This is a genomic window from Allomuricauda sp. XS_ASV26, assembly GCF_041224615.1.
Lineage (GTDB): Bacteria > Bacteroidota > Bacteroidia > Flavobacteriales > Flavobacteriaceae > Flagellimonas > Flagellimonas alginolytica.
In genome coordinates this window covers 99376-125057 of sequence record NZ_JBGFGK010000027.1, presented here as the reverse complement: position 1 = coordinate 125057, position 25682 = coordinate 99376, and the positions used below count along the sequence as shown (strand labels likewise).

20 protein-coding genes are annotated in these 25682 nt (G+C 38.8%); 10 read left to right on the top strand and 10 right to left on the bottom strand.

All coding sequences use genetic code 11. The features are described 5' to 3' along the window. The first annotated feature begins 207 nt into the window (after nucleotides 1–207). The 6 genes from AB9K32_RS02195 (at nucleotide 208) to AB9K32_RS02170 (ending at nucleotide 6011) form a co-directional block, all read left to right on the top strand. Nucleotides 208–738 carry a DUF2306 domain-containing protein gene (locus AB9K32_RS02195; protein WP_369884225.1) on the top strand — a complete coding sequence of 177 codons (531 nt, stop codon included), beginning with the start codon at nucleotides 208–210 and terminating at the stop codon, nucleotides 736–738. A gap of 58 nt (nucleotides 739–796) precedes the next feature. Further along, nucleotides 797–1231, top strand: coding sequence for a hypothetical protein (locus AB9K32_RS02190; RefSeq protein ID WP_369884224.1), 435 nt, complete (start codon nucleotides 797–799; stop codon nucleotides 1229–1231). Between the two features lie 48 nt (nucleotides 1232–1279). Further along, nucleotides 1280–2407: a helix-turn-helix domain-containing protein gene (locus AB9K32_RS02185; RefSeq protein WP_369884223.1), complete on the top strand. Its 1128-nt coding sequence runs from the start codon at nucleotides 1280–1282 to the stop codon at nucleotides 2405–2407. Nucleotides 2408–2492: 85 nt separating this feature from the next. Next, nucleotides 2493–3746: a hypothetical protein gene (locus AB9K32_RS02180; RefSeq protein ID WP_369884222.1), complete on the top strand. Its 1254-nt coding sequence runs from the start codon at nucleotides 2493–2495 to the stop codon at nucleotides 3744–3746. 4 nt (nucleotides 3747–3750) lie between these two features. After that, nucleotides 3751–4836, top strand: a complete 1086-nt coding sequence (locus tag AB9K32_RS02175) for a serine hydrolase (protein WP_252080444.1) — start codon at nucleotides 3751–3753, stop codon at nucleotides 4834–4836. 863 nt (nucleotides 4837–5699) lie between these two features. Further along, nucleotides 5700–6011 carry a hypothetical protein gene (locus tag AB9K32_RS02170; RefSeq protein ID WP_369884221.1) on the top strand — a complete coding sequence of 104 codons (312 nt, stop codon included), beginning with the start codon at nucleotides 5700–5702 and terminating at the stop codon, nucleotides 6009–6011. A 224-nt stretch (nucleotides 6012–6235) separates the two neighbouring features. Here the strand turns inward: AB9K32_RS02170 and AB9K32_RS02165 are convergent, their stop codons facing one another. From AB9K32_RS02165 to AB9K32_RS02145, 5 genes are all read right to left on the bottom strand, one after another. Then, nucleotides 6236–7933 carry a hypothetical protein gene (locus AB9K32_RS02165; RefSeq protein ID WP_369884220.1) on the bottom strand — a complete coding sequence of 566 codons (1698 nt, stop codon included), beginning with the start codon at nucleotides 7931–7933 and terminating at the stop codon, nucleotides 6236–6238. A 226-nt stretch (nucleotides 7934–8159) separates the two neighbouring features. Further along, entirely contained in the window at nucleotides 8160–9662 is a 1503-nt protein-coding gene (locus tag AB9K32_RS02160; protein ID WP_369884219.1) for a hypothetical protein, read from the bottom strand. Nucleotides 9663–10092: 430 nt separating this feature from the next. Further along, complete coding sequence (locus AB9K32_RS02155) at nucleotides 10093–11433, bottom strand: DUF885 domain-containing protein (protein WP_369884218.1); 1341 nt, start codon at nucleotides 11431–11433, stop codon at nucleotides 10093–10095. A 135-nt stretch (nucleotides 11434–11568) separates the two neighbouring features. Then, on the bottom strand, nucleotides 11569–12666 hold the full coding sequence (locus AB9K32_RS02150) for a DUF2911 domain-containing protein (protein WP_369884217.1): 1098 nt from the start codon (nucleotides 12664–12666) through the stop codon (nucleotides 11569–11571). Between the two features lie 314 nt (nucleotides 12667–12980). After that, nucleotides 12981–14354, bottom strand: a complete 1374-nt coding sequence (locus tag AB9K32_RS02145) for a serine aminopeptidase domain-containing protein (protein ID WP_369884216.1) — start codon at nucleotides 14352–14354, stop codon at nucleotides 12981–12983. Between the two features lie 1154 nt (nucleotides 14355–15508). Between AB9K32_RS02145 and AB9K32_RS02140 the strand changes: the two genes are divergently transcribed. Next, nucleotides 15509–17713, top strand: a complete 2205-nt coding sequence (locus tag AB9K32_RS02140) for a DUF5916 domain-containing protein (protein WP_369884215.1) — start codon at nucleotides 15509–15511, stop codon at nucleotides 17711–17713. On the opposite strand, the gene AB9K32_RS02135 is transcribed toward AB9K32_RS02140, so the two are convergent. Further along, the gene (locus AB9K32_RS02135; protein WP_369884214.1) at nucleotides 17710–18729 is read right to left on the bottom strand and encodes a helix-turn-helix domain-containing protein; all 1020 of its coding nucleotides are present in this window, start codon (nucleotides 18727–18729) and stop codon (nucleotides 17710–17712) included. The genes AB9K32_RS02140 and AB9K32_RS02135 overlap by 4 nt on opposite strands. Nucleotides 18730–18866: 137 nt before the next feature. On the opposite strand from AB9K32_RS02135, the gene AB9K32_RS02130 reads away from it, so the two are divergent. The 3 genes from AB9K32_RS02130 (at nucleotide 18867) to AB9K32_RS02120 (ending at nucleotide 20575) form a co-directional block, all read left to right on the top strand. Next, nucleotides 18867–19391 (top strand): hypothetical protein, encoded by a 525-nt coding sequence (locus AB9K32_RS02130; RefSeq protein WP_369884213.1) that lies wholly within the window; start codon nucleotides 18867–18869, stop codon nucleotides 19389–19391. 24 nt (nucleotides 19392–19415) lie between these two features. Next, complete coding sequence (locus AB9K32_RS02125) at nucleotides 19416–20054, top strand: GyrI-like domain-containing protein (RefSeq protein ID WP_252080434.1); 639 nt, start codon at nucleotides 19416–19418, stop codon at nucleotides 20052–20054. Nucleotides 20055–20116: 62 nt separating this feature from the next. Next, nucleotides 20117–20575, top strand: a complete 459-nt coding sequence (locus AB9K32_RS02120; RefSeq protein ID WP_369884212.1) for a hypothetical protein — start codon at nucleotides 20117–20119, stop codon at nucleotides 20573–20575. 141 nt (nucleotides 20576–20716) lie between these two features. Here AB9K32_RS02120 and AB9K32_RS02115 read toward each other — a convergent pair whose 3' ends face one another. From AB9K32_RS02115 to AB9K32_RS02100, 4 genes are all read right to left on the bottom strand, one after another. Then, nucleotides 20717–21715, bottom strand: coding sequence for a hypothetical protein (locus AB9K32_RS02115; RefSeq protein ID WP_369884211.1), 999 nt, complete (start codon nucleotides 21713–21715; stop codon nucleotides 20717–20719). Nucleotides 21716–21729: 14 nt separating this feature from the next. Then, a complete protein-coding gene (locus AB9K32_RS02110) occupies nucleotides 21730–22212 on the bottom strand; it encodes a hypothetical protein (protein ID WP_369884210.1) in 483 nt (160 codons plus the stop codon). A gap of 645 nt (nucleotides 22213–22857) precedes the next feature. Continuing rightward, nucleotides 22858–24267 (bottom strand): DUF3526 domain-containing protein, encoded by a 1410-nt coding sequence (locus AB9K32_RS02105; protein ID WP_369884209.1) that lies wholly within the window; start codon nucleotides 24265–24267, stop codon nucleotides 22858–22860. Between the two features lie 6 nt (nucleotides 24268–24273). Further along, nucleotides 24274–25671: a DUF3526 domain-containing protein gene (locus AB9K32_RS02100; RefSeq protein WP_369884311.1), complete on the bottom strand. Its 1398-nt coding sequence runs from the start codon at nucleotides 25669–25671 to the stop codon at nucleotides 24274–24276. Nucleotides 25672–25682: the final 11 nt, after the last annotated feature.

Here is a 25682-nt window from a genome sequence, read left to right as displayed (position 1 = left end):
CCCGTGCCAGGTTCGCCCAAATGAAATTTGGGTATGGCGAGGACGGCAGTATGTCAGGAAGGAAGTGTTTTAATCAAAACGATAAAGAGATTAACAATGAATCTTAAGACTATAATAATAAAGGGATTATGGGGCATTTTTGCATTTTTATGTATCGGGGTGAGCTTATATCCGATCAAGTATTTCATTGGGGCCAAAAATGTTGGTTTGCTGGCGACGAAATCGCCGGAATTGTTGTTGGACAGCCTTTGGAACACTGGATTTTATGGCCATATCGTTTTTGGTGGAATCGCATTACTTGTGGGATGGGCACAGTTTAGCAAACGGTTTCGGACAAAAAGAATCAAGCTCCACAGAATATTGGGAAAGGTGTATAGTGTTTCATCCGTGATCAGTGCGTTGTGTGGTATTGGTATTGCCTTTTCGGCTACCGGCGGGGGTGTAGCACAAATGGGATTCATCTCACTGGGGATTATTTGGTTCGCGACAACTATTGTTGCTTATCGATACATCAAGAAAGGTGATGTGATAAAGCACCAAACCTTCATGTTCTACAGTTATGCAGCTTGCTTTGCAGCGGTTACTTTGCGCGTATGGTTGCCCATATTATTGGTGTTCATGGATGACTTTATGGTCGCTTATCGGATAGTTGCTTGGTTGTGTTGGGTACCCAATCTTTTGTTTGCATGGTATATGATTCATTCGATGGCCAGAAAAAGAACAATTCATGGCATTTGAATTAAAATGAAAATGACACGATGGGGGATTGGAACATAGGGAAATCCAAAAAGAAGTCATGGGAATTGGAAAAAAATCAGCACTTTATTTTTCTCAACCTATGCCGGAGAATGAATTTTACCCTAATATGACGGGTCAAGGTAATTTATACTTTACCATGACGCCACATGGTTCAGAGAATGGGGATGTTTATGTTTCCAGATTGGTAAATGGAGCATATACTGCACCAAAACCAATGAGGTCATCCATAAATTCAGAGGCCAATGAAGGGGGTGTCCATGTAGCGCCGGATGAAACCTATATAATTTTCGCTAGTTTCGACAGGAGAGAATATTTAGGTAAATCTGATTTGTATATTAGTCTTAAAATGGAAGATGATACTTGGTCCCAGCCTATCTGGACGGGACGGGAAATGAAAGCGGAAGGTTTTGACGGCAGTCCGTCCATGACCCGGGATGGAAGGTTCCTTATAGAATTTGCAGTGTATGTATGATCAGGGCTTCTATTCCATTGAGCTGAGACGCTATCAATAGTACTTATGATGGATTTAATTACAATCGTTGGTTCTGGTTTTGGGTTGGTGGCCATTTTTTTGGCCCTGTTCTTCCTTTTTCAAAAGAAGTTCCAAAATGATGGTTATTTATATTTATATGGAAGCCTTATCGTTTTGGGGCTTGAATTGTTGTACAAAGTGTTGATTCTAAGTAGAGCCATATTTGATATACCTTGGGTATATATTCCTGGGCGCCTCCACAACCTATTGGTGTACCCCTTGTTATTGCTGTTCTTTAGTTCTATTACGAATCTCAATCCACGTTTCAGGCGTTGGTATCGATTTGTTTTATATGGGTTTGGTTTGTATGCCCTTTATGTATTCCTTCATGTCTTGACCATTCCATCCCAAAGTAAAATGGAAATGCTTCAGTTGTTCTATCAGGATAAAAGGCCAGGACCGTATAATTATTGGAGAAACCCCATAAGTTTACTCAAATCCACTTTGATTCCTTTGGCCTTTTTGAGTGTTATAGGGATTCAATTTTATAGGTTCCGTAAAGGCACTTCGGATAGGCCATCCGTACGCTTGTTAAACCTTTTGTCCCTAATTATTATCGTCTATTTCCTGTTCAATCAGTTTTCCAACCCCATCTATAGGATGGTTCATGACGTATCGGGTTATTCCATGGTCGAATGGCCGGTCGATATTGGCTTTTTATCTTTCTTGATACTGCTTTTCTCCATTTTGGCCCTTATGGTCAATACGGGAAGTGTATTGTTTCCAACGGCCAAATATTCCCGAAGCTCATTGTCAAGCGCTTCCTATAGGGTAATTGTCGATAAGGCTAAACGGATAATTGAGGATGATTTATTATATAAAAAGGAAAGTCTCAGCTTATCCGAACTTTCCGCATTGATCGGTACCAATCCAAAATACCTTTCGCAGTCCATAAATGCCAAACTCGATTGTAATTTTGTGGATTTTGTAAATGGCTACAGGGTGGAGGAGGCAAAGCGATTGATGTTAAATCCGGCCAACAGATCATTTACCCTGGAAGCTATTGGTAGCTTGGCAGGCTTCACATCCAAATCCGGTTTTTTTAGAGCTTTTAAAAAGGCGACCGGGATGACCCCGAACCAATTTTTGACCTCACGAACTGGTATCAATTCTTGAATTGGGTCTTGATAGGGGGGCTTAAAGTAAAATAGCTGTTGTTTTGTTCCGAATTTCGTGTACTCAACTATAAAATTGAAGTTACATGAAAAGATTTTTTTTAACAACCATAATGGGTCTCCTATTGTTTTCTACTACCAAGGGAATGACAAAAGAGGCTGTGTTTGTACCGACCGTTTATTATTATTCCACGGTTGCATTTGTGGAAACTCCTTTGAACTATCTAAAAGGGAGCATTCCATTGACTGAAGAAGAGGCACTCCAACGCAATCATTATCGCTTTTCGTACGATGCATTGCACCGATTGGTTTCAGTAGCTTTTTATAATGGCCAAAACTCAAGAAACCCAAATCATACGGCCAACCTTTTCACCTTGGCACACCGTATGGAATTCACCTATGAGCCGGACGAAGAGAAAATAACCTTTTATGGTACCAATGGGGAGCAAATCAAGGTGTTGGGCGACTGTAGGGAATTTGTCTATTCCTTGGATGATAAGGGGTATAGGAAATCCTTGATATTCATAGATGGAGCTGGCCAACAAGTTGAAAACGATTGGGGGATTGTTAGGTATGAGTGGAACTATTTGGCGGATGGAAGTGTCATCGAAAACCGTTTCAATAGGAAAGGGGAGTCGGTTGCAATTCGGCCGGGCTTTGAATTTTACAGGTTAAGGCTGTACTTCAATCCTTTAGGTCATATAGCTCTGATGCAAAATATTGATAGCGATGGGAATCTTGTAGAAAACAGTTCAGGAGCATCCCAAGACCGGATTACGACCAATGCGAATGGGAATTTTGTAAAATGGGAGGTGTTGGATAACGACTCTGCCTTGGAAAAGGGGAACGGACCTGATGTGGCCATTGGTATCCAAGAGTTTAATGAATATGGTTATGAAGTCGCCTTGGAACATCGGGATGAGCATAACAAACTCATTTATAACAACTATGGAATCTGTAAAAGTAAAACGAGTTTTGACCGATTTGGGAACATCATCGAAAGAAGATTTTATGACGAGGAAAACAACCCTTCCCGACATACCAAGGCTGGTTACCATATGTTGAAGATCCAATGGGATACTTCGGGCAATCAAAGGGATTCCTTATCCTATTATGATATGGATGGTACTCCAATCGAACACCGGACACGGGGTTATCATAAAGTAAGGTATAGCTATAATGGGGATGATTTTCTTGAGCAGATCAGTTATCTGGACAGAAATGGGCATCTGGTCAATAGAAAGGACAATGGTGCTGCCTATATCAAATATGCGTACGATGCAAAGGGGCAGCGGTCAGGAGTTGCTTTGTATGATGTGGATGGGAATGTAATTCGCTAGTAAGATGAAGAAAGTGCAAGGATTTTTTGTATGGACCGTTGTTCTCTTAATCTATAATCCGGTCATGGGACAGGATACCCTTAAAAGGCAACTGGATGATATATTGGAAGGATATAGTGCGAAGAGCCAGTTTAGTGGAGCTGTATTGGTGGCGAAGAAAGGAACGGTATTGTATGAGAATGCTTTCGGAATGGCTGACTGGGAAAACCAGGTGTCGAATAAAGTAGATACCAAGTTTTTAATTGGATCAGCAACAAAGTCATTCACGGCCATTGCCATAATGCAGGCCAGCGAGGATGGATTGTTGGAAGTGCATGAGCCGCTCTCTACTTACATTCCTGAACTGAACCAGGAGCTTGGACTATTGACGTTACATTTTTTAATGAAAAACTCTTCGGGATTGCCTGTTCACCTCAATCGGATCACGGAGCTGGAACATCGGGATATTTCAAGCCAAGAACTTATTTCGTTGTACAATTCCGTTCCGCTTTCCTTTGTTCCTGGAACACGATACGAATACTCCAACCTCAATTATCAATTGGCGGCCTTGGTCTTGGAGCGGGTTACCCAAACTCCCTATAAGGACTATTTGGAAAATCATATTTTCAAACCTCTAAAAATGAAACATACGGGAGTTGAGCGAACCCATTCAAAATCAACGGACAAGGCGTTGGGTCACGATTTGGTATCAGGAAAGTTTATCAGGGCCGATGAAAATTATATGGCCTATGCCAAAGGGGGAGGTGATATGTATTCCAATGTCAGTGATATATTCAAATGGGATAGAGCCCTATATGCTACTGTCTTGGTGGACGCAAACAGTAAACAACAACTGTTTGATGGTACTCCCGGCACCTTTGGTGGCTATGGCTATGGTTTTAAGGTAAAGTCATATGATCGAAATGAAGGCAGGGATGGCCCAGGTAAACTTGTCCGGCATGGAGGTTCCATGTACGGATATATCTGTAACATCCATCGGTATTTGAATGACGAGGTCTTGATTGTTGTTTTGGGGAACATAAGACCCTATCCTACTATGGAGATCACGGTTGCCATTGAAGAAGTACTTCGATCAAAGGGATTTTTTTAGATGGTACATTTAACCGTTTGGGCTTATGGTTGCCCCAAAAGAAAACAATTAGAACCATGTGACTTGGACGGGGATACTTTTCCTAGCTGATAAGGATCTTTTCGAAAATAGAAGATTTTGACCAAGGACCCACAGATTTTTTAGTGTGTTTATACTATGCACTCTACCTATCCTGTGTTGTAATCATGGGTATTGTAGCCTTTTTTCAAGGGGGGGACCGTTTATTACAATAGGAGTTTGATCCCCCTAATGGGTTTGTTATCCCGTTTTCGTCTCGCATTGATTGATATCTTTTGTACCTATAATTATGGAATTTGTAGACTATGGGAAATGGAATTGATCCATGTTTTCTTAGAGTAATGTTACAAACGATAAAATAGGATGTTACGTATTATAATTGTTTACCAAAGCGGTGGAAGAATGTGCTTCTTTTGTACAAGATATTGTTAAGGGATGGGCAGAGATTTACATCCTCTTTCATTAAGAGACATTTATTTTATCCATTAATTTTGTTCTCATTGATTGATTTTTTGAATTAGCCCTTGGATGGTACGCTCTAGCCCACCCTTTTTATTGACCTCATATTATATGGCCCAAAAATGTTGGTTTGCAGAGATGAGGCCATATACATTGTGTTGCGTTCCAAAATGAATTTACTTGAAGCTATTTTTGGCATTGAGACCAGCGTATGGAAAGAGCTATTGTTTTACTATTATTTCTGTTGCTCAACACCGTAGGTGCAATGGCACAGGGTGTAAGCTTGAATTGGGTAAAGGTTAGACTGAATATTAACCGATTTAATCACCATTACCTCCAATGATACCGATTCTAAAATAGGTGCGGAATTACTTTCTTATGGTATAATGACACTGGATTACAGAAAGGAAAGATTTTATTTTCAGAGGGATTCCCATGTAAAGGATACTTCCAATTCCGAATTTGGTTTTACCGCTACGGTCGAGGGTGAAAAAGCAGTCATCCGATTTGTTTCGGACGAGTCACTGAAAGATAAAATCCATCATGGTGATGAAATCTTGGAAGTAAATGGAATACCTGTGGGGTTATGTGGATTTCTTGCCAGTAAAAAGGATAGGGAACGTTCGGATACCCTTGAATTAAAGCTCAAATCCCGTAACGGGACCGACACTTTTAAAATCACCTTGAAAAGCTTATGAGGATTGATTAATATCGTTTTTCGGCAAAATAACAAGGCACCAATAGCGTATAACCTAATACGGATTTTCTTCCATATTCTTGGATTTCAATGATAATTGAACCTTGCTATCAATATTGTAATTGTTTTCAAAGTCCTATTTGTTATTATAAACTAGGCTTACTGAAGTCATTTACCCTTTACTTTTCATGTAACAAATGTTGGACTTCAACCGCGGTTAAAGGATTAATGTCTAAACGAATTGCCCCTAGTGATGATTTTAACGACGTACTCGAGGCAGGGGTCAAAACCTTGCTTCCATTCCTTTGAACTGGGTTGTATATAAATTTCAGGTGCAATCCAATTACGTTCATCGTAGGGAACCGGGCTTTGCCAAAATGATTTCGAGGCATACGCTTTCAATCCTGAATGCGGTAAACTAATTTCATTGTCATCACCAACATGGCTTGGTTTACCTCCGCTAGGTTCTCCAATAAAGGTGGTCTCCGTATATTGGTCCAGTTGGGTTGACAATAACATTGCCGCAGAAAAGGTCATATTGCCAATTATGGTAAATAATTTACCGGGTTCATTGATCTTATCTGATTTTATGATACTTCTCAAAAAATCTTTGTTCAATTTTCCGCTTCCTCCCAGATTGAACCTTAAATCCAGAACAAGGGCTTTGACCTCATTATAGTCGATAAATCTTAACAGATCTTCTCCAAATTCGTGGAATGACTTTTCTTTTTCGTTACCAATTTCATTTATTTGGCAATACACGATTTGTGAATCGGATAAATATGTGAACCAATATTTGTTATCCAGCCTGGATAAAAACAAGGGTGGATTGATGGACTCATCCATGGATACCCATCCCTCATTTGTTTTTCTGGTCAAGAAACTATCTGGTGAAAAAGCTTGATGTACAACCGACATCCTGGTTTCATTGCCGTATTGATCAAGGTAACCGATAACGGATTTGTTATGATCGGTAGCCAATCCAAATGCCATCAAAATTTCAGGCAATGTGGCATAAAATAAACTGGACCTTCTTTTCATTATTTTATTCTCCGCTATGGCCACAGTGGATGCCATTTCCAGTATTTTTTCAATGGGAATGCCATTAATGGATGTAATTTTCTTACCGAGTAAACTCTTATATGAAGGTAATGTCTGTTTGATAAAGATTCCATCACTGAACTCATAAAGTTCAATTGGTATTTGATGAAACTGATTTTTACCAGAAAATGGAGGCATAATATACGAATGGCCAATGCCAATTTCGTTCATCACCTTCATTAACCTTACAATGACCTCATAATCCTTCAATTGCGCTACTCGATCGATCAATGTTTCAAAATCGGTATCCCATTTTGATTTTGGATAATAATCATACAACCTATAGTGGGTCAGCTCAACTTGACTTTTTAAGAATTGTATGTCTTCATTCCATTGGTCCAATCTTGCAATGGTACCCGTGGTGTCAGGTATGACGAGTTTCTTAAAGGATGCCAAACTCCGCAGTGGGTCTAACTCCTTGTCCGATAACAGTCGATTCTCTCTATTGTTCAATCCATGGCCAATCGCTAATTTTAAATGGATGAGTGCCTTGTCCATGTCTCCTAGGAAAGCATAATTTACTCCAATAGTGTAATTGGATTCTGCTAGATCGCTACCGCACTCAATGGCCCTCTTCAAGGATTCAATTGATTCCTTGTAATTATCCCGATGCTTTTCAATTAAGCCCAATCTATACCAATAGATGCCATTATAAGGATTTTCACTGGTGATCTTGGTATAAAGATCAAAGGCCTTTTCCCATTTATGGTCATGAAAAAAATAATTTGCGTGGGATATGGTATCAGGTGATTGGGCGTTGAGGTCAACACTAGACCATACCATTATGATCATAACTTTGATCCAATTGTGATAACTTTTCATTTTTTGAATAGTGTATTTTGATGCTCTTGGGGAGATCGGAGGTTTTCCAACCATGTTGAGTACTTAGAAGCCCTAGTCCATTGAAGTGAAAATCTGTTTTAAACGGATGATACATTCAATGGGAATCGATAAATCAGAGGATGGCTTTAGTGAAAAACAAATAGGTTTTATTTGTAGTCTTCAACCATCCTCACAGAGTTATCGAGCAGGAAAATTGTAACGCAAATTACTTTCCTAGAAATCCATAGAAAATATCTTGTTCCAATGTTTTTAAGTGGTTCTTCTTTTTAATGAGAAGTTTTCCGTCGTTCACGGAAGCGTCTAGACCAGCTGGATGTAAATAGGTTTCTATGGGAAACTTTGCAGTTCCATGGATATATGTATCAAAAAAAGAAGATTGATCTTCCCCACTCAGATCAGACAATAATTGACACACTTCATCCATATCATATTGTTCTTCTGACCCCCCATATTTTTGGTAAAATGCCCTCATCAACATATCCAAACTTTTGGTGTTGTTCGTCGCGTTGCGAATTAAGATATCTTGTGCCATCCCTACAAACATTCCACCTCCATATACCAAGCCCCAATGATCGTGTTTGGCCTCACCTTCCGACATCGCCAATGTGCCAACCCCATCATCATCAATATATCGCTTGTAAAAGAAATCCGAGAGCACGTTCAGATAACTTTCATCATCTAAAATACCAATATGATATAAGGACTTCACCGTGTAATAATTTGTAACCCCCTCTTTGAACCATTCCAAATTGTCTGAGTTTGGAGAGAAAGACTTGCCATTCCAAAGATGGAAGAATTCGTGTGCAAAAATGAATCTGGAAATCAATTTTGAAAATTCATCCCCATCTTTCTCCACCAAGACACTGATATTGTTTCCCAATGCTTCACCATCAGTGGTATCCCAGGCATTGACCACTACCACAGATCGTAATGTTCCTTTTAGGTTGGGAGGGTTTGGGTTGCCGCCCATAAGATTGACGTAGTAATTTAAAACTCCGTTGGCAATTTCCTTATATTCTTCCTCTTGCTCCATGGTTTCTTTGGTGCCCAACGCAAAGATCAATTCAAAGTCCTTTCTTTTGATTTTGATTTCTTTGTGGGTACCCAAGAACATAACAGATTGTAAAAGATCGTCTATGCCTTTCATTGCATACCTATTCGATTCTTTGCCATCGACTTCCCATGGAGTTGTTGCTTTCCAGGGTTTGGGTAAATCAAATTTTACCGAGATATCGTTCCGTTGGGTCCCATTGAGCATGAATAACGACCGGCCTGTATAAAAGACGCCATGTTCCGTTGCATATGCGGCTCCATCAATGCCTCCACTCCATGTATAATTTGGATGTGTAAGATGAACGTTGTAGGTAACCGTTATTGGTGAGGTATGGTCTCCATCAAGTTTCCACTTAGGACCTTGTAATTGTACAATGTTTACTTTATTCTTATGTTGGTCATACGCACTTATATCATGTAAAAAATGACCCCAACTGTTTTCAAAAGCACGGGCACTGCCATCCATATATAGAATACTATCTTGTGGTATGAATTTCATGTGGATCTGAGCCACATTGGGTTCGTTTTCTGTAATGGTGATTTTGTAAGTGATTTTGTTTTGGTCAATATCAAACTCATTTGCGTTAGAACCGATACTGGAAAAGGCCATAGGGATTAGCCATAGGCTTGGCTTTTTTAATAAATTGAATAACATACTTCGTTTTTTGATGATGATGAATAATTTTTGTACAAGCCCCGCAGTTCAACTTGTTTGGGTCACACAGAGGGGATGCACTGATTTTTGATACATAGTCGTAACTTTAAAATTAAGCTATTAGTTTAAGCCTTTGGTAAAACCTGGTAAACTGTAACATTGTAAACAATGGATTGTAACATGGTCTATGGAATTTTAGGGTTTCATATTAAACAGCTTAAGTACGTATGGCATCAAAGTCACTGAATAATAAAAGACTAAATTCTAGGTGTTTGAAGGCATTCCAAATGCTATGAAGATGACAATTATCCTTTTCATGTGCCAATTTTTGAATGTTCAGTTTCACGTCAAATGGTTTCTAACTTATTTGTATAATCATAAAAACGGACAAAACGTTGCCTTTGCAACAACCAGTTTTCAAATAAGGGTCTTATTTTTTCTTCATCATTTTTTTGACAATGCTGATGGGTATGTCCCCATGCTCCAATACCTTATGATGAAAGGTTTTAAAATCAAAGTCAGTGTTTGATTTTGCATCTTGGAGAAGTCCCAAAAATACTTTTGCACCGTACTTATAGGTAATTACTTGTGCCGGCCAACGTTTCATTCTGTTGATTTCCCGAACACCAATATCATCTTGGTCTTTAATGTGTTCTTTCCAAAATGCAAGGGCTTTGTCATCGGACCAACCATAGTAGTTTAATGCAACATCAAGGCAAACCCTAACGGATCTGATCAGATCCCATTCCCATTTGCCGTACTCGTCATATATGGTTTTAAATATACCCAATTCATTACCCAAATATTCTACATATGCACCCCAGCCTTCGGCATATCCGGGATACCAAAAAAGTTGTTGTATTCGGGTTCTTTCAATAATGTTGTTGACATTGATTTGATAATGGTGCCCCGGTATGCCCTCATGGACATAAAACCATCCCAGTTGCCTTTTATTGAATGGTTTATCGAAAATATTGTAGAAAAAAGTGTTGTTGCTGTAATAAGCAGGAACTTGTGCCATATTTTGGTTGCTGCCTCTAGCGATATTAACCTCTGGTATTTCTGAGATATACGGAAAAATATTCTTTGAGCGTATACCAACCTCTTCCTTGATTTTTTCAAATGCTTTTTGAATGTCTTCGGGGTTTTCAAAATAAAAAGCCTTGTCTACTAAATATTCTTGAAATTCCTCCTTGGACAATCCTGAAGCTTCCTGTAACCTTGTCATGTTGAACTTCACCATTGCTATCTCTTCCAATCCAAAACTGAATAGTTCTTTCGGTTTCACCTCGGCATCCACCCGACGTTTTAAGAGATAGCTATACCAATTTTTCCCGTTGGGGATGGTGTAAATACTTTTGGTATCGTCCAAATCAACTTCTTTCCAACCTTGCTCCAGGCGAATTCTTTCGAGATTTAGACGGGCTTCATAATTAATAATCTCATAATTGATCCATTGATGATCTGTTAGTTTGGAACTATCAATATTTTTTATTTTTTCAAGCATCTCTTGAAAAAAGGCCTCTTGTTTTGTTAGCTCCTTTCCATTGGAAATATCTTGGAGCAAATTCACATAATTGATCTGCAAATCAGGTATGTCCATGGCTTCAAAAGCATTCAAGAATTCTTTCTCTATGGTTTCAAAATCCTGCTTTTGGGAAAAAGTCAGTGTAGGTAACATAAAAAGTATCCATAAAAAACCTGTCCTCATTGTATTCATTTTAAAACTTTGATATTCAAAACCACCTGCATCCAATATCTTGGATTCCAAAGGCAATCAGTAAGTTTCCCATTAGCATTATAAGTTTCTCTATATACTTCTCATGGTTTCTGGGCCACAGTAATCACCGGGGTACAAGGGATGAACAATTCAGTGATGCGCTTCAAATAGTACATAAATTTGATTTTAAGATTGTTGAGGCAGTTTATAGGTGCCGTTTTCAATTTCGGCCATTATTTCTTTCAATCTTGAATGGAATTGTTCTGGGGCACCTTTAATTGCTTTGCCAATATCCTTTAAGGAAGCCTTTTTATTCCCTAAAAAGTATAGACTGATGCCCCTATTAAGTTGAAGGAACCATGTGTCAGGGTTTTTATTTAAGGCTATATTACAGTAATCCAAGGCATCTTGATAGAATCCGTTTTGAAGCAAGAACTGACTAAATCCGTTAGCTTCATAAGCCGTGACATCTAGATTTTTGGCCTCAGAAATTATGTTTTCCATTTCTTGGGCCTTGTTCAATTTTTTTAACAACTGTATCTTGGTTGAAAGATTGGTCAAGTTCTTATCGGCGGCAAAACCGTTATACCCACCATTGATCGATCTGTTTACCCACTGCAAAGCCTCATCCAGATTGGTGTTATGGTTCAAGCACCACAAGGCAGCATCGTTCCATGCCTGCCAGTGATAGGTATTTATGCCACGTAATTCGCTTCGTAAACTTTCAACAACAGTTTTGTTCAAATCTACTTCAACCTTAAATGGAATACGTTTTTTGCCCCACTCCAACCCAATGATCAACGAATTTTCAGTCCTGTCCAAAAATTCATAATCCAACTGCTCGGAGATTGCACATGTTTTGGGATTTACGGTTACCTGTAGGCTTATATCGTTATCCATATCCAAATAATAGCTTCCCCATTGATCATGATTGTGAGCAAAAAGCAGTGTATAGGTATCATTTTTTGGAATGATATGAAATCCATATTTACCTGCTTTTAAAGGTTGTCCCTCGATCATTACGTCCGTGGAAAATGTAATGGTGGTGGCCATATTGGCGCCGGCCCGCCATGCAATGGGGTTTCCTTCTTGTGGAACCACATCATTCCAAACATCCCTGTTTCGTAATGCAGGACTTCCATAATCCAATGTAATTTCCGTTACACCCAATCTTTGGATTTCTTGTACCCTAGGGCTTGCTTGTGGCATAGTTAAGGTATGGAATTGAGCAGTTATGTTTTGGATTAAAAAAACTGCTGTCAGAGCTATGAATAGTTTTCTCATTTTCGTTTTGATTAAAGTGTTTTTCTAAGTTGTTTAATTTTATATGTCTTATGAAGAAAGGTTCAAAAACCATTTTGTTCTTCTCTTGGTTTGTATCTCATTTAAACCAATCCAACCACTTTGCCTTTTATGTCTAAAACGGTATTCCACTGCATTTATACGTATGGTAGTGGCCATTATGATGCAACCTTTGTACTATCCAAATTTTATTTGCCAGTTTTTATGAAAATTTCATTTTGGTCTATTCATAATGACTTACTGGACATGAAAAGAAGAGTGCGCATGTAGCCAACAAATACTTAAGTCTCATTGGTCTATTGTTTAAGGTTATTTCGCATCCAGTCAATGCTTTCCCTGGCTATTTCGGTATTGTAGTTTTCACTTGCATACGATAGCATATTTCCGCTGGAAAGGGTCTGGACATTATGTTGCATGGAATCAAATTTCACAAAGCCATGATCTGCGTTTTCTATCAAGACAAAGGTACCCTTACCAACATTCTTATTGACCAAATCAACAATTCGCTGCGCACCTTTTTCATCGATTGCCTGAATATCAAATTCGCCGTGCATGGCCAGGACATTGGTTTTGACCATAGACCAGCTTTTTGTGATGTCAACATCGACAAGTCCTTGCCAAAATTTGAAATCACGGCCAATGTATTGGTTCCTTTTAAAGTCTTCCAGGTTGAATTGTGATGCGTATTCTTTTTTCTCCGACATTTCCTTTCCTGATAATTTGTGGACCAGCAAATCGTCATTGAACTTTAGATTGACCTTATTGTTCTCTTTGATTTGTGCTTCGGAAACCCCAAAATGCTTGGGCTGAATGGTATAGAGGTCAACCATATAATCGTACCAATTTTTTCCAACGGTTCCATAGGTAATTATCCCTCGTGGTGATTTTACGTCGGTTAGCAGTGGAGCTATCACCCCTCCCATGGAGTGTCCGAACATGAAAATATTATCAGTGTCCACTGCTTGTTTTTTCAATAGATCGGCATATCCCTGCTTAAATGCCATCAATTCTTCTTCAAAACCAATTTCTGAGCATGGCCGCTCGCTTTTACTGTCACCTACCCCTGGTTTTTCGACCCTGTATACAGCAAAACCTGCATTTACCCAATCGAGCAATAACTTTTTCATTGGGCCATCGTCAGATACTGTTTCTACTGAACCGCAGGTATAGCCCTGAAGAAAATAGATCACAGGTGGCTTCTCTTTGTGTTTGGGTGTCACAAAAATGCTTCTTAAGGTATTTCCTTCGTAAACTACCTCACCATAGGAAACAATGCCGTTTTCAAAACTCTCCTTTGGCCTTCCAAGTAGACGGGTAGAATTGTTCCGCTTTTTACCGCCTGACCAATATTCCACTTCTACAAGATCTCCTTCGTATAACTCCCCAGCAACATCCAAAACGTCTTGTACACCATTTATCGACCTGCCGTTTAGTTGGGTAAGCACATTGCCCTGTTCCACGCCCAAATTTGAAAAAGTAGAATTGGGCATTACAGCTGTGATATAGATTCCCGAACTGACTTTAAGCTTGTGTTGGGCGGCAATACTATCGTTCAAAGTTTGCATCATTACCCCTAAAAGTCCCTTTCTTTGTAGTGTTTGGGCATGGATGGAGTGCAATCCCAAAATGGAAACAAAAAGAAAGGTCCAAACGAAAAATAAACGACACATATGGTTTGCTTTTATTGATTTATTTTGGAACTAAACTTACTCGTTTATGGGTGCCGGGTCGTCCGAATAGCTGCAAATACATAAATTAGTACCAACTTTTAAGAGACTTTAACAGGAGGCTCCGAGAAAAGAGGGTTGTAAAGGATGTGACAGCACTAAAATTTTGTGATATGATTTTACGAAAAAGAAGGAGATGCCTCTACGCCCACTTTTTTGAATACAGCATTAAAATGGATTTATTGTTAAATCCCGATTTATAGGGTATCGTTTATTTGAACTTTGATAAAGCTTGCTATGTACTTTACGAGTTTTCCTTAGGGCCATATTTTTCTGCCATGTTAATCAATGGCAGCTAAGTAATATGTAGCCTAAAATCATCGTCTTAGAAGTCAGTGAACAACATCAATCCATCCAATAGATTCTTATCATCAAAATGCTTATGTGCAAATTGATTGAACCAATATCATTATATGTATGTGGAATTAAATTTTATGTCTTCAAAACGAGAATCATTACTTTATAAGCTCTCCTTAAAACCGAACTGTTTAAAAGTAGAATAATCATCTTAACTAAACGACAATATGAGAAAGAGCAAATTTCACCTCACTTATCATTATGGACGATTACAATAGGGAAGTACTGCACGTCGAAGTGGAATTTCCCCTTCACAAGCAATCGGTGGTGCGGTCGCGAACTACTGGATAAAACGAAGGGGTAAGTCCAAACACATACGTTTGGACATCGGTCCTGAATTTATTGCAAAGCTCATCTCACAATAGAGGGACATACATAGAATACAGTTCAAATATATACAACCGGAAAACGAATCCAGAATGCAGTCGTGGAATGGATAAATGGCACTTTTGGGAGAGATACCCTTCACAGGTTCAACATTGATGATGTATTAGTGTAATATGCAATTCTATGCTATGGGAAATCTACAATTAAGTATTGAGGATACTATAATTATACCTTTTCTTTTCTTAATGGAATAAATACTTTCCATACCTGTACGGTGACATGATGGATGTGAGTAAATGACTTAGGCATAGTGCGTATCTATAAAAATGGGATTTAAATTTCATCTCCTCAATTCCTAATTCCGTAGCAGGATATGTAAATAATAAGGGAATATTGAAGTTTAAAAATATCAAGTGGTTAATAGGTTGGTTGTATTTGTCCTGCTGTTTCTGTACTGTCAATTGTTGATTGGTCAGGAGCTTACCTCCAGTAGGAACCGATTTCGTTATGAAATTCAATCACATTCCAAGCGCATTAAAGTGGATGGATTGCATGATAGTGATGAATGGGAAGAATTCGATATGATACATGAACTCTACAATCACAATCCCATAGATAAAGGATTGTCAACGAAAGAGACTAGGATAAAAATGACCTATAATCACCAAATGTTGTTTATTGGCGCTTGGATTTATGATAATGGTGATCGCGTCGTTCAGTCACTGCAAAGGGACTCCGATAATGCACATTGGAACAGTGATTCCTTTTCAGTAGTAATAGACCCAATCAATAGCAAGCAGCATGGTGTATTGTTCGGTGTCAATGCCGGTGGCGCCGAAATAGATGGCACTCTTTCTGTAGAATCATCCCAAACCTTGTATTCAGAAACATGGGATGAAAAATGGTATTCCGCAGTGGGTCATTATAAAGATCATTGGTTTGTTGAGATAGCCATCCCCTTCAATAGTCTAAGGTACACTAAGGATAATGATCAATGGGGCATTAACTTTATTCGAACGGATAAGACGGCGAATTTTTATTATACATGGACCGAATTTCCAGTAAACTTCAATGCCATAGATCTTAATTATATGGGTACCTTGTCATGGTCAAAACCTCCAGAAGTAAAAGCAAAGCGATTTTTTGTGAAACCTTATGTTACTGGGATTTACAACGAAGGTAGAGTGGAGGGGGCAAGTGTGGACACCGACCTGGAAATAGGTGGGGATGTTAAAGTTCCCATCACCCGTTCGTTATATGCTGACCTTTCGATCAATCCAGACTTTTCCAATGCAGATGTGGATCAGGAAATTGTCAATATCTCTAGGTTTGATATTTCCCTACCGGAGCGCAGGGACTTTTTTCTGGAGAACAATGATGTCTTTTCCAATTTTGGAAACGAGAATATCAGACCTTTTTTTTCCCGTAGAATCGGTTTGGCCAACGGGGAAAGGGTACCTATTGTTTATGGGGGGAAATTGACAGGTAATCTTGGTAAGAACCTGCGGGTGGGTCTGATGGACATACGGACAGCCTCTACAGAAACTATGGGCGCTGTACAAAATACAATTGGGTCCTTTCACTATAGGGTGTTGAAACGTTCTTCAATCAAGGGTCTATATATAAATCGGAATATATTGGATGAAAGTGGCTCGGACCGCGATAGCCGTAACCTGGGAGGCGAGTTCTCTTTTATTTCCGATAATGGGAAGCTGAACAATGTAGTTATGTTCCATACAAGTCAAACAAAAGGGCTGCCTTCGGGGCATTTCCTTGGCATGGAAGGTAGCTACAGTTCTAGAGGTTTCGGGGCAGGTTGGGTATTTAACCAAGTAAATGATTCCTTTAGGGCTGATTTGGGCTTTGTCCCAAGGACCTTTGTCTATAATGCAGAAGAAGGGCGATTGATCAGACAGGGATACACCCAGATAAATCCTTGGATGAAGTTTACTTTTTTTCCGAAATCGGGTGTGCTCAATACCCATAGTATTCGGACATGGCACCACATCTATTACTTTAACCGAAATCCCAATGAGCGACAGTATAACCTAGCCTATGATGCATTTTTTAAGAATACAGGTTCATTTACGGTCTCATTGAATCATTCGGATATAGACCTGATGTATCCCACAAATTTTTTGGGTGAGAATTACGACAACCTACCCGCGGACAATTATACCCATTGGAGAACTAATCTTTCTTATAATTCAGATATTAGACGTCGTTTGAGTTATGCTCTAGGGATAAACATGGGTACATTCTATAATGGAAACAGATTGATCGTTACCTCTTCGACCAATCTTCGTTTTGGATATTGGGCAAATTTTGGGATTTCGTATGATATGAACAACATTGATTTGCCTAAGAACTATGGCAAGACCTTGCTCCATTTGATAAGATTCAATGGATCTATCAGTTTTTCCAATAAACTATTTCTCAATAGCGCGGTACAGTATAATTCGTTCAATAGGAATTTTAGTATATTTTCCAAGTTGCAATGGCGTTTTTCACCATTGTCCGATATTTTTCTCATCTACAACCAGAACAATGAAACCGATGATTTTACCCTGAGCCATAGGGCCCTGATGATAAAGGTTACATACCGGTTTGGGATTTAAGCATGGGAAACCAGGTTGTCCATGCCCAATAACTGTTCCTCATATTCGGTAGGGCTCATACCGGTAACTTTTTTAAATGCGGCATAAAAAGTTGAAGGAGTATTAAAGCCAACGGAATAAGCAAGGCCTTCAATTTTATGATGTCCCTCTTCGCGCTCCGGTAGCTTGTCTATAACCTCTTGTATGCGCAAATGATTGATGAATTCTGAAAAGGTTTTTTCATATTCCGCCTTTATAGATCGGGAAACCAAATAAGAGGGGAATCCCAATTCCTTGGAAAATTTGTCTAATGTGAGCGAAGGCACGCGGTATATTTTATCTCTATTAATGGCTAATCTTACTTTTTCCAATACCTTGGGGTCTCCTTTTTTGCGAACCTGTTTTTTGGGAAATAGCATGGGGTTTTTCAAGGACACAATAAATAAGGTATAAAATAAAAGAGAGGATAAACCGGAAGCAATGGTATAGTTCAAAAGCTCATTAGTATAATATTGGAAAAGGTAAATCGAACAAAAAAGAGTTACCGTTGTCAACAATACCATGTTCCATCTCACCAAGACATTTTCCATACCCTGTCCGCCCTTGAGTAGAAGAGCCCAAGAAACCAATAGGTATATGGACATAAGATAGGTCGTATACATATAAAGTTCCACAGCAAAGTCCTTTCCCAGTACCGTAATTGCCATAAAGCCAAATACTGCGGGAAGAAAATGAAGGTATTCGCGCGCATGTAAACTGTTAAGGTCCATTTTTTGGGCATTCTTGACATAAAGCCAGGTTAATGGGCCAATACAAGCCAGTCCTAGATAACTGATAGCCATCCCCAATTCTGGAAGGTTCAGTGAAAAACAGAAAAATGACTTGGAACAACGTACCGCCAATGACACGAATAGGAGGGCCAACAAGGTTTGTTTCAATTTATTTTCTTTTCTGACATAGTAAAAATAAATGGCTAACAGCAATCCCCCTGGAATAGCAATTCCGGATAAAAATGAGAGTATCAACAAAAGATCCATGATAAAAAAGTCTCTTGATTTAAGAATTCAACATAAAACTGGATTTCATTCAACCTAGTTTTGCTTTATGTAATGAGTATGGTAAAAAGGAATTCGTTACAGAAATAATTGTTAAAAAATTAAAGTTACTAATTGAAATGAAAACTTACCTGTTTTACGCCGTTTGTCTTTTGGTTTTTTGTAAGGGTATGGCCCAAGAAAAAGATTATGCTGATGTCACCTCTACAATAGATGGTACCATTGATGCTTTGTACAATGTAATATCCGGAGAGAAGGGCGAAGAGCGCGATTGGGACCTGATGCGATATATTTATCATCCTAACGGTCGACTAGTTGCCACTAGGCAAAATCCGGATGGTACAGTGGGTGCTGTTTTTTTGACGCCGGAAGGTTATATTGAAAGTTCAGGGCGATGGCTGTTCGAAAATGGTTTTTTTGAAGAAGAGATACATCGTGAAGTTGCGGTATTCGGGAATATTGCTCAAGTATTCAGCACGTATCAGTGTTTTAAAAGCAAAAGCGATACCGAACCTTTTATGAGGGGTATCAATAGTATACAACTGATTAATCAAGGCAACAGATGGAGGGTGGTCAATATATTCTGGCTGCAAGAAACAGAGGATAACCCGATACCCCAGGTCTATCTGCCAAAACAACAATAAACATAACGGACAATATAAGTTTAGATGAAGAAACATGAATGGCGGAAACAGGAGCGATCGCTCTACCTACCGAAAAAAGGACCGGAACTGATTGATGTTCCATCACAAGTCTTCCTGACGATAAGCGATAAAGGAAGTCCAAAAGATCCAAAATTCGCCCATGCGGTAAAAGCACTTTATTCCATTTCATATGCTATTAAAATGACCCTTAAGAAATCCGATGACCGACCAGCAGATTATTATGATTACACGGTTTATCCCCTCGAGGGTATTTGGAGCCATATGAATATGACCAATACGTGTTCGGCAGGTGGCCGGTATAAGGATAATTTAGTTTATGAGCTTATGATTCGACAACCTGGATTTATAACACAACAGCGTTTTATGTCCTTGTTGACCGATTTGGTTCAGCGTAATGACAATGAATATCTGAGTAAGGTCGGATACCAGGTCATACGTGACGGCAAGTCGGTACAGATGATGCATGTAGGGCCTTTTGAAAGGGAAACAGAAACGTTGGAACAAATGGAAATCTACGCCTCGAACCATCAATTGAAAAGGGTTACGGATAGCCATCGGGAAATTTATCTGACGGATTTTAATAAAACAGCACCTGAAAACTTGAAGACTGTGCTACGGTTTTCCGTTGAGGAAGACTTGTGAGCGAGAGGAAAGAATAAGTAGAAACTGACAACTGACCCTTCACGATATAAAATAGTGGTTATATGAAGTTGATTCAAATAATTGTCTTAGCATGCTTCTCCAATGCATATCTCTTTACCGGAATTGGTCAGGAAAGTGGGATGCCAGTAAATTTCAAAGGGAAGCAAAGGTCTATTTATGAAACTGAAATGGCCTTTCAACAAATGATACGGGAGTCAGGTGTCCAGACAGCTTTTTTATCTTATGCAGATGATCAGGCAGTATTGAATAGAAATGGGGTACTTGTGGAAGGAAAGGAAGCCATAGCAAAATTTTATGGCACCTCACTTTATGAAGAAGCAAAAGTGAAATGGGTTCCCAAGCAAATAGTAATGGCTAAATCTGGTGATTTGGCATATAGTTATGGTGCCTATATCTGGTGGCTTCCCGATTCTTCGGGAAAATTGATCGAGTATCCTGGGATTTATATGACCATTTGGAAACTTCAACCAAATGGAAATTGGAAATATGTTTGGGATTGAAGTAATTTATATTTCTATAAATGATTGGCTCGATCAATATGAATTGCCGTTGCCTAAAAAGCGTATGGTTGATGATTTGATAATAATGGGCGTTCCAAAATTTTGGAAATGCCCATTATTTTTTGATATATGTGAGCATAGCTAAAGAACCATGTTTTTATAGTAATCCAAATCCAAACCGACAATATAAAAATTCAGTGATCCATTATTACTGGAGGATTGGATGGATTTAAATTTGGCATAACTGGACATTGCCGTTTCTTGAATCCCGGCTAAACGACGTCCCGTTGTAAATATCAAATAGTTATTATCAGGAGTTACATAGGGACTCCCATCAATTTGGTCACTATTGATATTTTCCCCCATATTGATGGGGTCTGTCCATACATTGTTTCCTTTGTTGAAGCTTATGTACAGATCACTGTTGCCAAATCCATCGGGCTCGTCCACACGAACGAAAATGATAAACGATTTATCCTGTGCCACAAAGGCATCTGCCTCTCGTCGTTCTGAATTGATGTTTTTTGGAAGGGCAATCGGCTCTTGATATTTTCCATGCTGGAATCGTGAGAAATACAAATCGGAGTTACCTGTTTTGTCGGAATTGAAAAAGAGCGTTCCATCTTTTGTCATGACAGGATAGAATTCGTTGCCCTTTGATGCTATTGGCGCGCCTATTGGCTGTGGATCATGCCATTGGCCGTCTTTTCGTTGAGAGGTCCAAATATTAAAATTGAATCCTTCAGGTTTTCCTTCGTAGTGTTGGAAGGTGGAGAAAAACATGGTCTCGCCATCAGGGGAAATCTGTACATCAGCGATGGGGGTATCGCTCATTACAAAAGGTACGAACTCCGGCTCTGAAAAAGTGTTGCCATTAAATACTTGGAATGCGATTCCGGTAACTCCTAATTTTTGGGAGGTAGCGGAATAATAAATGGTCCTAACATCAGGACTGAAAGAGGTGTTGAACTTGTCCAATGATGTGGATACGGTTTCAGGGAAAAACTTGATAGGGGAGCGTAGGTTTGTATCCAATGTATACGCGGGCATTTTCGTCCAGTTCTCATAGTCTTTGAATGTTGATTTTACCGTACAACCCATAATTGCAAGGGCCAGAAGGTAGAAAGGTGTTTTTCTCATTTTAATATGTGAATTTAAGGTTTGTTTAATCTTGATGCAATCAGCTCATTTCGTAATACCATATTCCATCGAAATATGCTATGGCTGATTTGATCATATGCCGATACTGTTTTCCAGCGGTCCTGGTCCAACAATAATATATTGACCCTTTTTCCTCCTTCTATGGTCATGATGAGGTCAAGTAAACGAAAGATTTTGACATTTTCGGAGGTTGCTGATTTTAAAATTTGTTTAGGACTGAGTCTTAATTTATACCAGTGCTTTTCGGTATGGTCAAAGAATAGTGCCATGGAGTTGGTGATCCGCAGACCATTGGACACCCTAAAACTTTGATTATTGTCAGTGCGACAAAATATCAGTGATAGTATAATAACGGGCATTAAAAAGGGTGTAGACTGTGATGAAGCCATTACAGGATACCAGTGGTGCAACAGGTTTTTGGTGTTTGCGCTGGCGGCAACTTTCTGGGACCTAGCAAGATTGCGATATGGTTTCATGGCCATGTATACTCAAGTTGAATTCGTCTTTGTGCACATTAATTCGCCACACATACACCAATTATACGATGTATCGTTATAAGTAATATCCTGAATTTTGAAAATAACATATTGTTACAGGATTTCTGTCTGGTTTTCAGTCCCATTTTATCGGGTTGATAAGTAAGTAGTCGATTTTGTAAGCAAGTTTATCTTGTTCTTGATGTATTCGGAAATGGAAGTATAGGAACTATTGAATCGTTTTAGTTAGTACTCTTGTTCAAGAAAAAGGGTTTCTAATGCCGTGAATTAGCCTAAGATTCCCTTGATCATTTTGCTATTTCCTTGTGACAGGGTGTCAACATGAAAAATAAAAAACCAAAATTCTGGGTAGGATAACTTCAATATAGGTAAGGGACAAGTTAAAATCTATGACTTAATCATTGAGGAAATTTTACACGATTGAAAATCATTGTTTTAAATTTAAAATCTTGGAGGTATTCCCATTAAGCACACTGAAAGCAAAAAACAATTTTTGAACACATATTTTATATGCCTAACTATCAATAAAAATAATTGAGGTGCTTAAAAAATAGGACAGTAACTATTGGCAACAAAATTGTTTATGTCCTTTTCATTGGTTCTTACTATAGAGAGCTAATTAAATTATTCAGTCTTGATTCCAATGGTAAAACTTAGAAGTAATAGACTTGTTATTATTATTACCATTATTGTTGAATTCAATAAAATTGGAGATTGAACTTTTGAACTATCAAAATGAAATTTAGGTAATTTCGCTACCATTTCCTTGGTAAAAGCCTCTTCCTGGAAAACCAAAGGAAGAAAAAAATCCCTCCATTGGTCAGTGAAATGTAAAACACTTTCCCGATATGAATTATAATGGGCCGTGGAAGTATTGGAGATGTGATTCAAATTGTTTTGCAACAATATGGATGGGGATAAAAAGCTAAGTTTATGTACCCATTCCTGTTGCTTTTTGAGTGATTGGTCGTACTCGGTTAGGAGAGGCCCCATCTTTTCTAACATTAAATTTTTTGAAGCAAAATATCTTTGCCACCATCCATAAGCCGTACTTTCATCAGCTTCACGGGTTACCAGTTCTGGGTGACTTCTTAAGTAATCATCTAAAATCTTATCTTGTTCTTTATCTACTGTGGCTTGTAGGCTACGCATCTCATTGATAAGCATAGTTCTTGATGGCGTAGGATATAATACATTGGCCGATTGACCGACAAGTGATGGTATGGCCAATACAACAATCACCCAGCAGCCCAATAAAACAATAGCGTTAGTAGAGCTTGAAGCGCCTCTGAGATTAAGTAAATAAGCCAATACAAACCAAAAGGCCAAATACAAGCACACTTGCAACATAAAAATTAAAACAAGTTTATTGATGGACACTTTAAATAGTATAAACATAATGAATAGGCTTGTCAATAATAGAATTACGATGATGGCAAACCTGACCAATACTTTTTGAAGCAACCATAAACGAAGACTCAGTGGGCTGGTAGCAATAAGCTTGAACGAACCTTGTTCTTTCTCACTACTAAGGATATTGTAACTAAAACTAATTATTACCAAGGGCAACAAATAAACCAAAACAAATGAGAGGTCAAAATTTCCCAAAAGTAAACTCACAGGACTTGCTAACTCTGTAAAGGCAATACTAAAATTATCATCAGTTAATGTAGGTTTGACATAATGGTTGAACATATCGCTCTGACCCGTAGCAACAAAACTTAAATGACTCGGGTTAAATGGAGTGACCCGTGGGTTCAAATCACCAGCGGCCGTTGGAAGGCTTGGATATTGCCAACTGGCCAAGTTTATTCCATGTCCGGCAGAAAGAGAGTCTAAATGTGCCATCATCAACGCATCGGAAGCTTTCATTTGGTTGATGGCCGCTGCAATACTGTTTTGTCTTTGAACAACTCTATTTTGACCATTCCAGCCTGCATACAAACACAATGACAACAATAAAACCGTGATAAATGAAAGCCAATAATTTCTTTTAATGGTGCGAAATTCTGTAAGTATATTAAGCCGTAACATAAGGATTCAAATAGGTTTAGTGAAAAAGAAAAGTGCACAAAAAGAGACCATTAACCAAGTAAATAGGGCAACCATACTCATTTTATTTTGATATAAAATTTCGGATAAAGTAGGAGGACTATACACAAACTCTGGCATTTCCTTCCATAACGATCGGTCGGCCTTGTATGCCCAATCACCATATTTGGAATTCGCTGCAAAATTACTGTTTAGCTTGTCTTGTAGCAGCATTCTATACTTCTCGGCCGCATCCGAAAAATCCCAGTGTGAGTTATAATCGGTCCGGGCCAACGACATGGACAAAAAACGAGTCGGGAGAAAAGGGGAAAAAAAGGTGAACGAGTTATAAATCTCATTATGTGTGCCGTATACTTTCTTTAATTCGTTATAATGCCTATAGTAGATTTGAGCTTCATGTTCCTCTCCCTTCTGCATCCGAAATCCATCATAATTAAAAGGTAATTCTTCAAGACTTTTTACATTGTATTTCCGTAAAGTTTCTTGTTCTAATATTTTAGCAGCTTCACTCCAAGGGTTATGACCATCCAGACCTTTTGATTTATCCAGTGCGATTGCTTCGTCAAAAGATTGTTTGGTTGGATAAGGATACTTTAATTCTGCCAAGTTAGTGGCTGCCTTTGGGATGGCCAAACTGCTCAAAATCCAAAAAACTAAAAGGCTTACCAATGAAATCCCCGAGTTTTTGGAGAGCGAGGAAGCGATAAGGGAAACACTCGTGAAAACAGCGTAATAGATTAAATATATGAGTAGCATAAACAATAAGTGCAACATGCTAAAGCTACCAAAATCACTAAGTGAGCCAAGTAAAATTCCGGCAATCGAAAAGACCACCAATGTAAGTGAAGCAATAGGGGTAAAAACACCGAGCCATTTTCCTATGACAAGTAAACGAGGGTTAATTCCTTGGCTTATGATAAGTCTGAGTGTACCGCGTTCTTTTTCTTTTGTAAAAATATCATGCCCTAGAAGTATGAGCAGTAATGGCATAATGAAAAGCAGTATAAAATCCGGTGTTAGTTCACCAAACCTGGCTAACCCGGTTTTATCCGTCGCCGCAGCATATTGGGCCTCATTTCTTTTGTGGGCCTCCAAAAAAATGGAGATCCCTACATACTTGTCAACGCCTTGATCTATCAACGAAAGGGGATACTTGGGTTTAAATGCATAGGTTCCGTAATGAGCTGCACTGTGAGGGTTTTTATCGGCTTGATGCTCCCAAACATGACGTTCGTTACTTTTCGCGATATTGTGCTGTTCCTGAACGGTTTTGTAATAACCAGTACTGACCAAGAAGGCCATTATTGTTAAAATGAGCACAATAAAGCCAGCTACCCTATACTGCCCGGTTCTAAGGAGTTGCTTTATTTCTTTTTTTACAAGTATTAAAATCTTAA